12 protein-coding genes are annotated in these 13,923 nt (G+C 70.5%); 4 read left to right on the top strand and 8 right to left on the bottom strand.

What is annotated here, in order from left to right; all coding sequences use genetic code 11:
- The first annotated feature begins 95 nt into the window (after window positions 1-95).
- Window positions 96-863, top strand: a complete 768-nt coding sequence (locus tag ACGFX9_RS02375) for a GNAT family N-acetyltransferase (RefSeq protein ID WP_393465553.1) — start codon at window positions 96-98, stop codon at window positions 861-863.
- Window positions 864-1,130: 267 nt separating this feature from the next.
- Here ACGFX9_RS02375 and ACGFX9_RS02370 read toward each other — a convergent pair whose 3' ends face one another.
- Entirely contained in the window at window positions 1,131-1,949 is an 819-nt protein-coding gene (locus ACGFX9_RS02370; protein WP_393463455.1) for an MBL fold metallo-hydrolase, read from the bottom strand.
- 184 nt (window positions 1,950-2,133) lie between these two features.
- On the opposite strand from ACGFX9_RS02370, the gene ACGFX9_RS02365 reads away from it, so the two are divergent.
- The gene (locus ACGFX9_RS02365) at window positions 2,134-2,757 is read left to right on the top strand and encodes a CGNR zinc finger domain-containing protein (protein ID WP_393465550.1); all 624 of its coding nucleotides are present in this window, start codon (window positions 2,134-2,136) and stop codon (window positions 2,755-2,757) included.
- Between the two features lie 118 nt (window positions 2,758-2,875).
- Here the strand turns inward: ACGFX9_RS02365 and glnA are convergent, their stop codons facing one another.
- Window positions 2,876-4,285 carry a type I glutamate--ammonia ligase gene (gene glnA, locus ACGFX9_RS02360; protein WP_393463453.1) on the bottom strand — a complete coding sequence of 470 codons (1,410 nt, stop codon included), beginning with the start codon at window positions 4,283-4,285 and terminating at the stop codon, window positions 2,876-2,878.
- Window positions 4,286-4,545: 260 nt separating this feature from the next.
- On the opposite strand from glnA, the gene ACGFX9_RS02355 reads away from it, so the two are divergent.
- Entirely contained in the window at window positions 4,546-5,013 is a 468-nt protein-coding gene (locus tag ACGFX9_RS02355; protein ID WP_393463451.1) for an RDD family protein, read from the top strand.
- Between the two features lie 146 nt (window positions 5,014-5,159).
- Here ACGFX9_RS02355 and ACGFX9_RS02350 read toward each other — a convergent pair whose 3' ends face one another.
- From ACGFX9_RS02350 to lipB, 4 genes are all read right to left on the bottom strand, one after another.
- Window positions 5,160-5,864 (bottom strand): DUF4191 domain-containing protein, encoded by a 705-nt coding sequence (locus ACGFX9_RS02350; protein WP_393463449.1) that lies wholly within the window; start codon window positions 5,862-5,864, stop codon window positions 5,160-5,162.
- A gap of 30 nt (window positions 5,865-5,894) precedes the next feature.
- Complete coding sequence (locus tag ACGFX9_RS02345) at window positions 5,895-6,098, bottom strand: hypothetical protein (protein WP_160504648.1); 204 nt, start codon at window positions 6,096-6,098, stop codon at window positions 5,895-5,897.
- Window positions 6,099-6,379: 281 nt separating this feature from the next.
- Window positions 6,380-7,345: a lipoyl synthase gene (locus tag ACGFX9_RS02340; protein ID WP_160504647.1), complete on the bottom strand. Its 966-nt coding sequence runs from the start codon at window positions 7,343-7,345 to the stop codon at window positions 6,380-6,382.
- Window positions 7,346-7,505: 160 nt separating this feature from the next.
- Window positions 7,506-8,351: a lipoyl(octanoyl) transferase LipB gene (gene lipB / locus ACGFX9_RS02335; RefSeq protein WP_393463448.1), complete on the bottom strand. Its 846-nt coding sequence runs from the start codon at window positions 8,349-8,351 to the stop codon at window positions 7,506-7,508.
- A gap of 220 nt (window positions 8,352-8,571) precedes the next feature.
- Between lipB and ACGFX9_RS02330 the strand changes: the two genes are divergently transcribed.
- Entirely contained in the window at window positions 8,572-10,017 is a 1,446-nt protein-coding gene (locus tag ACGFX9_RS02330) for a regulator (RefSeq protein ID WP_393463446.1), read from the top strand.
- Window positions 10,018-10,094: 77 nt separating this feature from the next.
- Here the strand turns inward: ACGFX9_RS02330 and ACGFX9_RS02325 are convergent, their stop codons facing one another.
- Both ACGFX9_RS02325 and ACGFX9_RS02320 read right to left on the bottom strand, forming a co-directional pair.
- Window positions 10,095-12,275 (bottom strand): family 20 glycosylhydrolase, encoded by a 2,181-nt coding sequence (locus tag ACGFX9_RS02325; protein WP_393463444.1) that lies wholly within the window; start codon window positions 12,273-12,275, stop codon window positions 10,095-10,097.
- A gap of 255 nt (window positions 12,276-12,530) precedes the next feature.
- Window positions 12,531-13,871 (bottom strand): NAD(P)/FAD-dependent oxidoreductase, encoded by a 1,341-nt coding sequence (locus ACGFX9_RS02320; protein ID WP_393463442.1) that lies wholly within the window; start codon window positions 13,869-13,871, stop codon window positions 12,531-12,533.
- Window positions 13,872-13,923: the final 52 nt, after the last annotated feature.

Raw genomic sequence — 13,923 nt, 5'->3', positions numbered from 1 at the left:
GATGACGGCGCGGACCCGGACTGCTGCAATAGAACCCCATGAATGCCTCACAGCAGCCGATCACGGGCAACGATGAAGCCGACCTGCGGGCGAGGATCGAACTGAACCTCGCCGAGCACGCCTGCCACCTCCACCGGCAGCTGGCGGACGCGGCGATCATCGAGGCGGATGACCTCCTGGTGGCCGACAGCGGCCTGGACGACGACACGTTCAACATCGTCGCGGCGGCCCGCTTCACCGAGGAATCCGCGCCGCGGCGCGTCTCCGAGACCGTCCAGAGGCTGACCGCCACCGGCCGCCCCTTCTCCTGGTGGGTGGGTCCGGCCTCGACGCCGGCGAACCTGGGCACACTCCTGGAGGCCGCCGGGATCAAGGCCGCGGAGACCGAGGCGGCAATGTGGAAGGACCTGAGCGGCACGCTGCCGGGGCCACGACGGGCCAACGGCCTGGACATCCGCAGGGTGACAAGCCGCGAGCAGCTCGCCGACTACGCCGCCGTACTGGCCGAGAACTGGGATCCGCCGTCCCCCACGGTCCTCCGCTTCTTCACCGAGACCGCGGAACAGGCCCTCGACGCCACCTGCCCGGCCCGCTACCTGGTCGGCTATGCGGCGGGCCGCCCGGTCTGCACGGCGGAGGTCTTCCTCCACGCGGGCGTGGCAGGCATCTACAACATCTCCACCCTCGCGACGCACCGCCGACGAGGCTACGGGAGCGCCATGACGCTCACGACGCTCCGGGCCGCGCGAGACGAGGGCTACGGGACGGCGGTCCTACAGGCCTCACCAGAAGGCGAGCCGGTCTACTGCCGGTTGGGCTTCAACATCTGCGGCCAGTTCACCGAGTACGCCATCGGCCACTGAGTCGCGGATGTACGGGGTACGGGCGGTGGTGACCACTCTCGCGGACGAGGATGCCTCCGGACGCGCGCCCTCGGTCCGGTGCCTGCACCGGTACTGCCGGACCGGGACGCGAAACGCCCCGCCCTCTCGGTACAGGAGAGGGCGGGGGTGCCTAGGCCCATCGCCGGAGTTTCCCGTCCTCGTCGTCCAACAGGCCGACAGCAGCCCGCAGTTGGGCCTCGCCTTCACCGGCGGTCAGTGACCGGAACGCGGGCGAGTCGGGGCTTCTCAGGCCAGTTCGAGACGATCGGCCAAGCCCGCATCGGTGAACGCCGATACGAGATCGTCGCGCCCCTCGGTGAAGTGCGCCCAGCTGTCGAAGTGGACGGGGACGACCCGGCGTGCGTCGAGGATCCGGGTGGCTTCGGCGGCCTGGACGCTGTCGAGGACCAGCAGTTCGCCGTCGAAGAGGAAGGGGAAGCGGGGCGCCCCGGCGAAGAGGATTGCGGTGTCCACCGGGCCGAAGCGGTCGGCTATGTCCTTGACCGCGGTGAGCGAGGCGTTGTCGCCGCTGACGTAGACCGTGGGCAGGCCGTCCCCGGTCAGTACGAACCCGACGACCTCCCCGACGACCCTTTCGACCTCCGCGCGCTCCCCGGGGCCATGGACGGCGGGCACGCCCGTCACGGTCACGCGGCCGCCGCCGGGCCGGTCGAGCTCGACGGACTCCCAGTCCTCCAGGCCCTTCACCCTGTCGCCCAGGCTGTCGCCGAGGCGGCTCCCACCACCGGGGGTGGTGAGGGTGAGCGGTACGTCGGCGAGCAGGGCCCGGCCGGAGGCGTCGAGGTTGTCGGGGTGCTCGTCGTGCGAGAGCAGGACCACGTCGACGGGGCCGAGGTCGGCGGGGGAGCCGGTGGCGGGCGCGGTCTTGGTCAGGCCGGTGCCGCCCGGCGCCGGGTAGTCGCCGGGTGCGTCGAAGGTGGGGTCGGTGAGGAACCTCAGTCCGCCGTACTCGAAGAGGGCGGTGGGGCCGCCGAAGACGCGGACGGGGAACTGGTTGTCGCTCGGGCCGGAAGCAGCCGGGGAAGCAGCGGGGGTAGCGGTCATGACGGAACACACCTCACGGATGGTAGTCGAGTTATCCGTGAGGAACCGTAGTCGTGTCTCACGGATGAAAGCAAGACGTACCATGAGGACCGTGAAGGAGACCGTGACCGCCGAGCCATCCGCACCGTCCGTACCAGGAGCGGCCGAGCCGCCATCCCCCGCGTCAGGAGCGCCCGAGCCGCCCGTGCCAGGGGCCCCCGAGCCGCTCCCCGCCCCCGCAGCGCCCGACCCGCCCCCACCCCCGCCACCCGCGCCCGGAGCCGGCCAATACCCCGCCCTGGACCTCGCCAACAGCGCCATCGCCCTGCCCGGCGGCCAGTTCAGCGACCTGCTCGGCAGCCCCGCGGCCGCGAACCGGTGGCTCACCGAGCGCGACCTCGCCCCGCCCGACGCCGGTCTGCAGGAGATGTGCACCGCACAGCTGCGGGCCCTGCGCGAACAGATCCGGGTGCTGTTCGCCTCCCGGATCGACGGCTGCCCCGCTCCGTCCAGCGCGCTCGACGCCGTCAACGAGGCCATGACCAGGGCCCCCGCGGCGGCCCCCCTGCACTGGGACACCACCCGCGGCCTCCACCGCACCGCCTGCCACCCCACCACGCGGATCGTCGAGCACGCCCTGGCGAGCCTCGCGTCGGACGCCGCCGACCTGCTCACAGGTCCCGACGCCGACCGCCTCACGGCCTGCGGCTCCGCCCCCTGCAACCGCTACCTCCTGCGCCACGGCCGCCGCCACTGGTGCTCGACCCGCTGCGGCGACCGCGCCCGCGCCGCCCGCGCCTACGCCCGACGCTCCCGCCCGGCTTCCTGAAGGCCCGGCTCCCTGAAGCCGAACAGCACAACAGCGAGGGCCGCCGCCCCGAATCCGGGGCAGCGGCCCTCGCTGCTGTGTCTGACAGACACCGGCCGGGGGTGACCCGGCCTGCTTTCTAGATGTCGAAGTAGAGCTCGAACTCATGCGGGTGCGGCCGCAGCTGGATCGGGGCGATCTCGTTCGTCCGCTTGTAGTCGATCCACGTCTCGATCAGGTCGGGGGTGAAGACACCGCCGGCCAGGAGGTACTCGTGGTCCGCCTCGAGGGCGTCGAGGACGGCCGGGAGGGAGGTCGGGACCTGGGCGACGCCCGCGTGCTCCTCGGGGGCCAGCTCGTAGAGGTCCTTGTCGATCGGCTCCGGCGGCTCGATCTTGTTCTTCACGCCGTCAAGGCCGGCCATCAGCAGCGCCGAGAACGCCAGATACGGGTTCGACGACGGGTCCGGCGCGCGGAACTCGACGCGCTTGGCCTTCGGGTTGGAGCCCGTGATCGGGATACGCATGGCAGCCGAGCGGTTGCGCTGCGAGTACACCATGTTGACCGGAGCCTCGAAGCCCGGAACCAGGCGGTGGTAGGAGTTCACCGTCGGGTTCGTGAAGGCGAGGAGCGACGGGGCGTGCTTGAGGATGCCGCCGATGTAGTAGCGGGCGATGTCCGAGAGACCGGCGTAGCCCTGCTCGTCGTAGAACAGCGGGTCACCGTTCGCCCACAGCGACTGGTGCACGTGCATGCCCGAGCCGTTGTCGCCGAAGATCGGCTTCGGCATGAAGGTCGCGGTCTTCTCGTTGCGCCAGGCGACGTTCTTCACGATGTACTTGAAGAGCATCAGGTCGTCGGCCGCGGCGAGCAGCGTGTTGAACTTGTAGTTGATCTCCGCCTGGCCGGCCGTGCCGACCTCGTGGTGCTGGCGCTCGACCTGGAGGCCGTTCTTGTCCAGCTCCAGGGAGATCTCCGCGCGCAGGTCCGCGAAGTGGTCGACCGGCGGGGCCGGGAAGTAACCACCCTTGTAGCGGACCTTGTAGCCGCGGTTGTTCTCGACCGCACCGGTGTTCCAGGCGCCTGCCTCGGAGTCGATGTGGTAGAAGCTCTCGTTCGCCGACGTCTGGAAGCGGACGTTGTCGAAGACGTAGAACTCCGCCTCGGGACCGAAGTACGCCGTGTCCGCGATGCCGGTGGAGGCCAGGTACGCCTCGGCCTTCTTGGCGATGTTGCGCGGGTCGCGGCTGTACTGCTCGCCCGTGATCGGGTCGTGGATGAAGAAGTTGATGTTGACGGTCTTGTCGCGGCGGAAGGGATCGACCCGGGCGGTCGACAGGTCCGCGCGCAGCGCCATGTCCGACTCGTGGATGGCCTGGAAGCCGCGGATCGACGAACCGTCGAAGGCGAGCTCCTCGTCAGGGTCGAACGCCGCTGCCGGGATCGTGAAGTGCTGCATCACTCCGGGCAGGTCGCAGAACCGGACATCTACGAACTTCACGTCCTCGTCCGCGATGAACTTCTTTGCGTCGTCGGCGTTCTGGAACATCCAACTCCTCCTACTCCCGGCCCCCAGGCGGGGACGGGGTTGCAGCTCGTTGTGCGGCCAGTGCGGTGGCACACGCTGGGACCCGACCATAGGGACGGGGGATTTCTCAAGCATGACCCATTTGTTTCGCGGAAGTTAACCGAGCCGGGTTCGCGCCGGGTGTCATTCGCCCTACCCCGCCCGTTCTCCCCCCGCCTCGGCCGTCCTGCGCCCCACCCCCGCCCGTCCTCGTACGAAATCGGGCGCAGTACCGTGGACGGGTGGACAACAGGCAAGCAATCGGTTCGTGGCTCTCCGGCCCGCGTGCGGCAGCAGAGGACGCGGGCGTCGACTTCGGTTACCGGGGTGAGCAGCTCGGCCTGCCGGAGGAGGGGCCGGGCTCGATCGCGCGGCCCGGGCGGCGCATCGGCGCCATCGCCGTCGACTGGGCCCTGTGCATGCTCATCGCATACGGCCTGTTCGCTCGCGGTGACCAGCAGGCGATGGGCAACTGGGCGCTCGGCATCTTCTTCGTCATGGCCGTCCTGACGGTCGGCACGGTCGGCTGCACCCCCGGCAAGGCCCTCTTCAGGCTGCGCGTCATCGCCGAGGGCGGCGGCCGGCTCGGCTTCGGCCGGGTCCTCGTCCGCGGCGTGCTGCTCTGTGTGGCCGTCCCGGCGCTGATCTGGGACCGCGACGGCCGCGGCCTGCACGACCGCCTCGCCCGCGCCGTCCAGGTGCGGATCTGACCGCCTGCGCCGCCGACCCCCGTCGAACGCCGTATACGTACGACGACGAAGGCCCCGGAACCGATCGGTTCCGGGGCCTTCGTCCACGTAGAGAAATCCTCCAGGCAGCGCCTGTAGGGAAAGCCTGCCCGAGTGCTGCCCGAGCGTCAGCTGCGCGGCATGCGCGGAGTGCGACCGCGTCCCGCGCCCTTCGGCATCGGACCCTTCGGCAACGGCATGTTGCTCATCAGGTCGCCCATCGCGCGCAGCCGGTCGTTCGTGGCCGTGACCTGCGGGCCCTGGAGGACGCGTGGCAGCTTCAGAAGCGTCGTACGCAGCTTCTTCAGCGGAACCTCGCCCTCGCCGGTGCCGACGATGACGTCATGCACCGGGACGTCCGAGACGACGCGCGCCATCTTGCGCTTCTCGGCGGCCAGCAGGCTCTTCACCCGGTTCGGGTTGCCCTCGGCGACGAGCACGATGCCCGCCTTGCCGACCGTGCGGTGTACGACGTCCTGGCTGCGGTTCATCGCCACCGCCGGAGTCGTCGTCCAGCCACGGCCGATCTTGTCGAGCACCGCGGCGGCCGCACCAGGCTGGCCTTCCATCTGCCCGAAGGCCGCACGCTCTGCCCTGCGCCCGAAGACGATCGCCATCGCGAGGAAGGCGAGCACAAAGCCGAGAATGCCGAGATAGATCGGGTGACCGATCAAGAAGCCGATCGCGAGGAAGACACCGAAGGTGACGATTCCCACAGCCGCGATGACAAGCCCGATCCGCGGATCGGCCTTGCGGGTCATCTTGTAGGTCAGGGCAATCTGCTTGAGTCGCCCGGGGTTCGCGGCGTCCGCCGCGGTTTCCTTCCTCGCCATGTCGTGAAGTCTACGTGCCCCAGGGGGCGACTACGACGTGCGGGTTGTCATCGCCTCTTCGAGTACGCGCAGAGCCTCGGCCCGGTCCTTGGCACGGCGCCGGTCGTCGAGCACGGACGTCCAGGCATTGCGGCGTGCGGTGCGCTGGCCGCTGCTCATGAGGAGCGACTCGACGGCACGCAGTGCGTCGGTGACGGACGGGATGGCGGTGGCGCGTACGGGCGCGGCCTGCATGGTGGGGCCCTCCTGGGCGGCTGTCACGGCTACGGCTATGACTAAGGCTGTACGTGGGGTGATTCCACGGTCACTGATTGGTGTTACCAGGGCGTGACCGAGGGGTCAAACACGGATGAAGCCTTGACGCTGGGCCGCCAAACACTGACGCGGCCCTTACGGCCCCGCTCACCTGCGGGGACCGTCCGAGCCGCGTCATCCTGGCCATTACTGGCCGGTAGTCACTTGTGCGCCGATTCACACAGGTTCACGGGCGCTTCACGCCAAGCAGGCCGCGATGCTCACACCGCCTGCGAAGCGACGTACGCCCCGCGCTTCTCGATCGCCATCTGGTAGAGACGCCCCGCGCGGTACGAGGAGCGGACCAGCGGCCCGGACATGACGCCGGAGAAGCCGATCTCCTCGGCCTCCTCCTTCAGCTCCACGAACTCCTGCGGCTTGGCCCAGCGCTCCACGGGGTGGTGGCGCGGCGTCGGGCGCAGGTACTGCGTGATCGTGATGAGCTCGCAGCCCGCGTCGTGCAGCGCGTGCAGCGCCTCGCTGATCTCCTCGCGCTCCTCGCCCATGCCGAGGATGAGGTTCGACTTGGTGACCAGGCCGGCCTCGCGGGCGCGGGTGATGACCTCGAGCGAGCGCTCGAAGCGGAAGCCGGGGCGGATCCGCTTGAAGATGCGCGGCACGGTCTCCACGTTGTGACCGAGGACCTCGGGGCGGGAGGAGAAGACCTCGGCCAGCTGGTCGGGGTCCGCGTTGAAGTCGGGGATGAGGAGCTCGACCTTGGTCTTGCCCTCGGCGCGCTCCGCCGTCATCGCGTGGATCTGGCGCACGGTCTCCGCGTACAGCCAGGCGCCGCCGTCGTCCAGGTCGTCGCGGGCGACGCCGGTGATCGTGGCGTAGTTCAGGTCCATCGTCACGACGGACTCACCTACGCGGCGCGGCTCGTCGCGGTCGAGTGCCTGCGGCTTGCCCGTGTCGATCTGGCAGAAGTCGCAGCGCCGGGTGCACTGGTCGCCGCCGATGAGGAAGGTGGCCTCGCGGTCTTCCCAGCACTCGTAGATGTTGGGACAGCCCGCCTCCTGGCAGACCGTGTGCAGGCCCTCGCTCTTCACGAGGTTCTGCATCTTCGTGTACTCGGGGCCCATTTTCGCCCGGGTCTTGATCCACTCGGGCTTGCGCTCGATGGGGGTCTGGGCGTTCCGGACCTCCAGGCGCAGCATCTTGCGTCCGTCGGGTGCGACTGCGGACACATCGGCTCCCTGTAGCTTCGATTCTTCGGCGCACACCAGGGTACGCCCGTGATGTCGTTGGGCTGACGTCCGGCCAACCTCCGGCCGACGGGGTGCATTCCCCGGAGCCCCGGTTGTCCCCAGTTGTCTCCCGCTGTCTCTCCTGGAGGTCGTCGGTCGTCTACACGGTCGCCTTCTCCGCTTCCGGGTGCTCAACCGTCTTCTCGGCCGCCTTTTCCACGGCCCGCGGCTTGAGCTCCGCGTTCTCCAGGATCTCCCGCAGGTGCTTCTCCGCGACGGGCAGGACGTCGGCGATCGTGACCTCGCGGCCCAGTTCGTACGAGATCGACGTCACGCCCGCGTCGCGGATTCCGCACGGGATGATCTTGTCGAACCCGGTGTTGTCCGGGTTCACGTTCAGCGCGAAGCCATGCATCGTCACGCCCTTGGCGACGCGGATGCCGATCGCCGCGATCTTGCGGTCCTCGCGGCGCTGGCCCGCGTTGGAGGGGGCGTACCCCGGGCCGTTGAACCGGGCGTCGAACTCGTCGTCCTGGAGTCGCGGATCGAAGTCGAGGTCCAGGCCGCCGAGCGCCGGACGCTTCTCTGTTGCCTGACGTGCGTCACCGAGCACCCATACGCCGCTGCGGCCCTCGACCCGGGACGTCTCCAGGCCGAATTCCGCACACGTACGGATAAGTGCCTCTTCCAGGCGGCGCACATGTGCTACGACGTCCACCGGTCGCGGCAGCTTCTGGATCGGGTAGCCCACGAGCTGGCCGGGGCCGTGCCAGGTGATCTTGCCGCCGCGGTCCACGTCGACGACGGGAGTGCCGTCCAGCGGGCGCTCGTTCTCGGCGGTGCGGCGGCCCGCCGTATAGACCGGCGGGTGCTCGAGCAGCAGACATGTGTCCGGGAGTTCGTCGGCGAAGCGGGCGGCGTGCACGCGGCGCTGCTCGTCCCAGGCTTCCTGATACTCGACGGCGTCCGGGCCGAAGCCAAGACGGACGAACTCAAACTCACTCACGGCAAGTGCCTCCCTAGAACCTGCACCCTGCACACATCGCGCCCCCAGCCACTGTACGGGCAGCGGAATCCCGTCAGTCCTCCGGTCAATCCTCACACGATCGGATGAACGAGGGTCGAAGGCCGCTATGAGGGCGGTGAGGGCCGCTACATTCACGCCGTTCACAGAGCCATAAGGGCTGCTCAAGGCAACGCCCGAAAGGCAGGAGACCGCACAGCTGATGACGGAACGACCTCCGCAGCGCACCCCCAACCGCCAGCTAGCCGCGCTCATCTCAGAAGCCGGTTTCTCCAATGCGGGGCTCGCGCGCCGCGTCGATCAGCTGGGGCTCGAGCACGGTCTCGATCTGCGGTACGACAAGACATCGGTGACCCGCTGGCTGCGCGGGCAGCAGCCGCGCGGCACCACCCCCGCCCTCATCGCCGAGGTCTTCACCCGGCGGTTAGGCCGCCGTCTCTCCGCGCAGGACCTCGGCCTCGACGCGTGTGCGCCGGTGTACGCCGGTCTCGAGTTCGCGGCCAGCCCCGAGGAGGCCATCGACATCGTCGGCGGCCTCTGGCGCAAGGACTCCGGGAGCCACGCCGAGCTGCGGAAGATCGCCTTCACCCCGGCAGGACTCGTCGTCCCCAGCAGGGACTGGCTGATCGGCCGCGCCGACGACCGGGTGGGCCGCGGCGACCACGGCCCGAACGGCGGCCGGGTGCCCATCCAGGGCCGCCCCGTCATGCCCCGCCAGCGCAAGGAGCCCGAGCGGGGCGTCGGGGCGAAGGTGACGAGCGGCGACATCTCCGCCCTGCGCTCCGTCGGCGAACTCTTCCGCGCGCTCGACCACGCGTACGGCGGTGGGCACGCCCGGCAGGCGCTCGTGCGCTATCTGGAGCACGAGGCCGAGCCGATGCTGCGCGGCACCTACGGCGAGCAGGCAGGGCGGCGGCTCTTCGCGGCCGCCGCCGATCTGACCCGGCTCGCGGGCTGGACCTCGTACGACATCGCGGCGCACGGCCTCGCCCAGCGCTACTACGTCCAGGCGCTGCGCCTCTCGCAGGCGGCGGGCGATCGCGCGTACGGCTCGTACGTCCTGGTCACGATGAGCCGCCAGGCCGTCTACCTCGGGCACGGCAGAGAGGCGGTGCAGCTGGCCCGGGTGGCTCAGCAGGGCGTCGGGTCGTCGGCCCCGCCCGTCGTCCAGGCGCTGCTGCACTCGGTCGAGGCACGCGGGCACGGGGTGATCGGCGAGGTGCGGGCGTGCACGGCTTCGATGGTGCGCGCCGAGCGGGCCCTGGAGACGGCCCGGCCAGGCGACGAAGTGCCCTACTGGGCGCGGTTCTTCGACGAGGCACAGCTCTCGGACGAGTTCGGGCACTGCCACCGGGACCTCCAGCAGTACCGCGTGGCCGCCCAGCACGCGGAGCGCTCGCTCCAGCTGCGCGCCCCCGGGTACGCCCGCAGCCGCCTGTTCTGCCGTGTGGTGCTGGCCACCGCGCGCCTGGGCCTCGGCGAGCTGGAGCAGGCCTGTCAGCTGGGCGCGGAGGCGGCGCAGGCGGCGGGGGAGATGCGGTCGGTGCGGGCCATCGAGTACGTACGCGACTTCGAGCGGCGGCTTGAGCCGTACCGCGACGCGGCGCCGGTGCGGGGGTATCGGGACCGGGTGGCGGCGCTGGGCTGAAACGCGCCACCCGGGTGGGCGATGTAAGGGGCGGGCCTGCGCAGGCCCGCCCCTTACACATGGCCGTTCCGGTCGGCTCAGCGCAATCGCGCGACCTTCTCGGGGGTCAAGGCCTCGTCCCACGTGGTGAGTTCGTCGAGGTCGCCCCGCAGGCTCGCCTTCTCCGTCCCGATGGACCGCAGCGGGAGGGGGATCGACGCGGCGACCGACCCGACCCGCTTTCCGTCGGCGTACAAAGTGGTGTGTCCCAAAGTGGTCACCCAGGTCAGCCGCGTCCAGCGGTCGAGCGGCACTGTGTAGTCGAAGGAGAAGTCGGCCGCGCCGTACCGCGTGAAGCCGACCTTTCCGGTGCCGTGCTGCATCAGCTTCAGTGCGCCCGCCTTGGAGCTGAGCAGTACCTGATCCCCGGTCCTGGCCGTCGGCCGGACCTGCACCGAGACCGACCACGGCTCGGCGACGTCGAGACCGCCGAAGCCCACGCCGTCCCGGTCGGAGTCGAAGCGCCAGGCCTGGCCGCGCACGCCGTCGCCGCCGTCCCTGCCGTCCACGGGAGTGGGGTTGTTGATGATGTACGAGGTGCCGGAGAGGTCACCTGCCACATCCTCGGCGATGATCGTGTTCCCGGGGCTGCCCGCGTACGTCCAGCCACTGGGGTACGACGCGTTGTCGAACGTCCAGTGGTGGCTAGGACGCCCCTCGACCCGTGGTGGCACCGGTGCGGGCGTCGTGCCCGGAGGGTCGCCGATGCGGGCGGCGCGGGCCCTGAAGTCGGCGAGCGTGTCCGGTGTCGCCGACTTGTTCCAGGCGCGGTCGGCGAGGATCGCGCGGGCGCCGGCCATGCTCTGTTCGAAGTAGCCGTCATCCGCCCAGAAGTTGTAGTCGGCCCAGTTGGTGACGCCGGAGCCGAGCATGTCGGGGTCGGTGTTCGGGGCCCAGCTGTCGTACATCCAGGGCTCGTCCGGATACAGGTGGTGGTAGTTGTTCGGGGTGTCGTAGAACGGGCCGATGGCGATCTCGTCGTGACCGGGGATCTCCGGCTCGGCGCCCGTGCCCTCCCAGGTGAGGAAGACGACCGGGGCGTGGACCTTCTGCTGGGGCGCGGTCAGGTGTTCGGATCCGTTGTATACGGCCGTGCGCTTGCCGTGCGAAGTGACCACGTCGTCAAGGGTGTTGATGTAGCGGTTGAGGAGGTCGCCGAGCGTCGACACGTCGGGCGATGCCGCCAGATGGTTCTTCACGCGCGGGCACTGCGCGAGCTGTCCGGGAACTTCCTCCGCGCCGATCGAGAACAGCGGCGCGTCGAACCAGCCCGCGAACTCGTCCACGATCTCCTTCGACTTCTCGATCGCCTTGTCGCTGGTCATGTCGATGATCCAGTCGGGCGTGAGGTGCGAGTGCGTGTGCTCGCCGGTGCACGCGCCCTCGCCGGACCCGAAGCCGATGCCGAAGGCGTCGCTGATCGCGGTGGCGTGACCGGGGAGTTCGAGGCCGGGCATCAACTGGACGTGATGGCGCGCGGCGAAGGCCTTCAGGTGTTCGATGTCGGCGCGGGAGTAGCTGTGGCCGGGGTCGGCCAGGCCCGGGAACTTCGGGCTGTAGAGGCGGAATCCCTCGGACTCGGAGAGGTGCAGGAAGAGGGTGTTGAGCTTCTGGTCGCCCATCCTGCGGATCAGGTTCTCCAGGTAGGGCATCTTCCAGTACTTACGGCCCGCGTCGAGGTGGACCATGCGGACGGCCTGCGCGGGGCGGTCGGTGGAGCGGGCGCGGGGGACGGCGCGGCGGTCGTCGGCCGTGGAGCGCAGGAGCTGGAGGAGGGTGCGGGTGCCGTAGTAGAGGCCGTGGGTGGAGGCGGCTTCGACGCGGATCGGGCCCGCGCTGTCGAAGCGGTAGCCCTCGGCGCCCAGTTGTCCCTCGGCGGTCAGAGCGAGCGTGATGTCGTCGGCGTCGGCCGGGCGGTCCGTGGTGCTGCCGCTGATCCGGGGGGTGATGCCGGTGATCTGCTTGATCTCCGTACGGAGTTGGGTGGCGAGCTTGTGTACGGACTGCCGTGCGGGGCCCGGGAATTCACTGCGGCCCGAGGGGAGCGCGGTGGTGGATCCGGCGCGCGGGTCGATGAGGATGCGGGTGCGCTCGGTGAGCTTCGTACGGCCGTCGAGTGCGGTCCAGTCGGTGGGGCGGGGGATGACGGACGGGACTTCGGAGGCTGGGGCGGCGTCGGTGGCGGTTGTGGCGGTTGCGGCGGCTGTTGCGGTGGGCAAAGACAGACCTCCTATGAATAGGCCGAGGATGAGCGATACCACCGGCATGGTGCGACGCACTGAGTCCTCCCGCGGCTTGGCGATCCGGTGGGACCGTAGCTGTGGGATACCGGTGTGGCAAGGGGGGTTGCAGGGTGCGATGAGGTGCTCCGGGAAGGGGGAAGCCCCCGCGTGGGGGCGCGGGGGCTTCCAGGGGGTTGGCATATAGGTCGGATGGATCAGCCGGGGCGTTGGCCTGCTGTCGGCCCGGTGGTGTCAGGCCGCCATCGGCAGTCGGCCCGTCCCGTCCGCGGGCTTCACCCCGAAGTCCGCGAGCGCGGCCCGCGCCGCGCGGCGGCCCGAGTACAGCGCCCCCTGCACCGTGCTGGTGTCCCGGTGGTCCCCGCACACGTAAAGCCCCGAGAGCAGCCGCACCGGGCGGCGCAGATCGTGCGGGGGCGGCATCGCGGGCACCGCCTCGCGGGTGTGGTGGACGGCGAGGGACTCCCAGCGGGCGGTCGATGTGCCGTACAACTCGGCGAGGTGGGTGAGGACGGCGCGTTCGTCCGGCGGCGGACCGAGGACCGTGGACGAGATGAGCGCCCGGCCCGCGGGCGCGCGCGAGGGGTCGACATGGCTGATGACGGCCGTGTGCGCGACCGGACCCGAACGGTCGGCGTCCAGCAGCAGGGCGGGCTCGGCGAGCGGCGGCTCGGGGGCCGCGTGGTGCAGCACGGTCACCGGGTGGAAGGACGGCACACGGAGGCCGGGCAACAGGCCGGCGGCGGCGCGGGCGTCGGTGGCGAGCAGCACGGCGCTGCAGCCCAGTTCGCCGTGGTCCGCGGTCGTGACCGAGGTCGTGGAGACGCCCGTGACGCGTACGCCGGTGCGCACCGTCCCCGGCGGCAGCGCGCCCGCCAGGAGCTCGGGCAGCACCTCGGCGCCGCCCTCCGGCAGGCACAGGCGCCCGCGCGCGAAGGAGCGCAGGGCGAGGTCGGCGCAGCGGCTCGACGTCGTCAGATCCGGGTCGCAGAGCAGCGCCGAGAGCAGTGGGCGCAGGAAGCCGTTGACGGTGCGCGAGGGCAGGCCGCGGGTGAAGAGGGCTTCGGCCGCGGGGAGTTCGGGGCGAGTGAGGAGGCGCTCGGGGGGCGTCGCCGCGAGCCGGGCGAGTGCCGCGCCGAGGCGGGCCTGGTCGAGCGCGCCGCCGAGCGGCGCGGGGCGGGGAGCGGTGCGTGCCGCGCGCGGAACCCGGGGGGCGCTTGCCAGGGCGCGCGCCGCGGTGAGTGCGCCCCTTGCGCGCCGGGCGCTCGTGGGTTCGACGGCGCGGTGGTGCCGGCCGTCGCTGTGCACCAGGACGCCGGGTACGAAGGGGCGCAGGACGAGTGCGTCGAGACCCGGCGTACGGCGCAGTTCGGGGTACGACGTGGTGAGCAGTTGCCCGATCCTGTCGAGCCGGAACCCGTCGACCTTCTCGGTCGACATGCGCCCGCCGACGTAAGGGGCGGCTTCCAGGACGACGGTCGTTACACCGGCGCTGGTCAGCTGGTGGGCGGCCGACAGTCCCGCGACCCCCGCTCCCACGATGACGACATCCGCATGGTGCGCAGGCTCTAGCACGTGCCCCTCCCCGAGGTTTGCGCGGCTGCTGGGGACGTCATGCCCTCAACAG

The organism is Streptomyces sp. NPDC048436, from assembly GCF_043200355.1.
Classification (GTDB): Bacteria; Actinomycetota; Actinomycetes; order Streptomycetales; family Streptomycetaceae; genus Streptomyces.
This window is presented reverse-complemented; position numbering and strand designations above follow the sequence as displayed.

Excerpts from the sequence above, each read along its gene's own strand:
- ACGFX9_RS02370 (WP_393463455.1), bottom strand. The coding sequence starts at position 1,949 with ATGACCGCTACCCCCGCTGCTTCCCCGGCTGCTTCCGGCCCGAGCGAC.
- glnA (WP_393463453.1), bottom strand. The coding sequence starts at position 4,285 with ATGTTCCAGAACGCCGACGACGCAAAGAAGTTCATCGCGGACGAGGAC.
- ACGFX9_RS02350 (WP_393463449.1), bottom strand. The coding sequence starts at position 5,864 with ATGGCGAGGAAGGAAACCGCGGCGGACGCCGCGAACCCCGGGCGACTC.
- ACGFX9_RS02345 (WP_160504648.1), bottom strand. The coding sequence starts at position 6,098 with ATGCAGGCCGCGCCCGTACGCGCCACCGCCATCCCGTCCGTCACCGAC.
- ACGFX9_RS02330 (WP_393463446.1), top strand. The coding sequence starts at position 8,572 with ATGACGGAACGACCTCCGCAGCGCACCCCCAACCGCCAGCTAGCCGCG.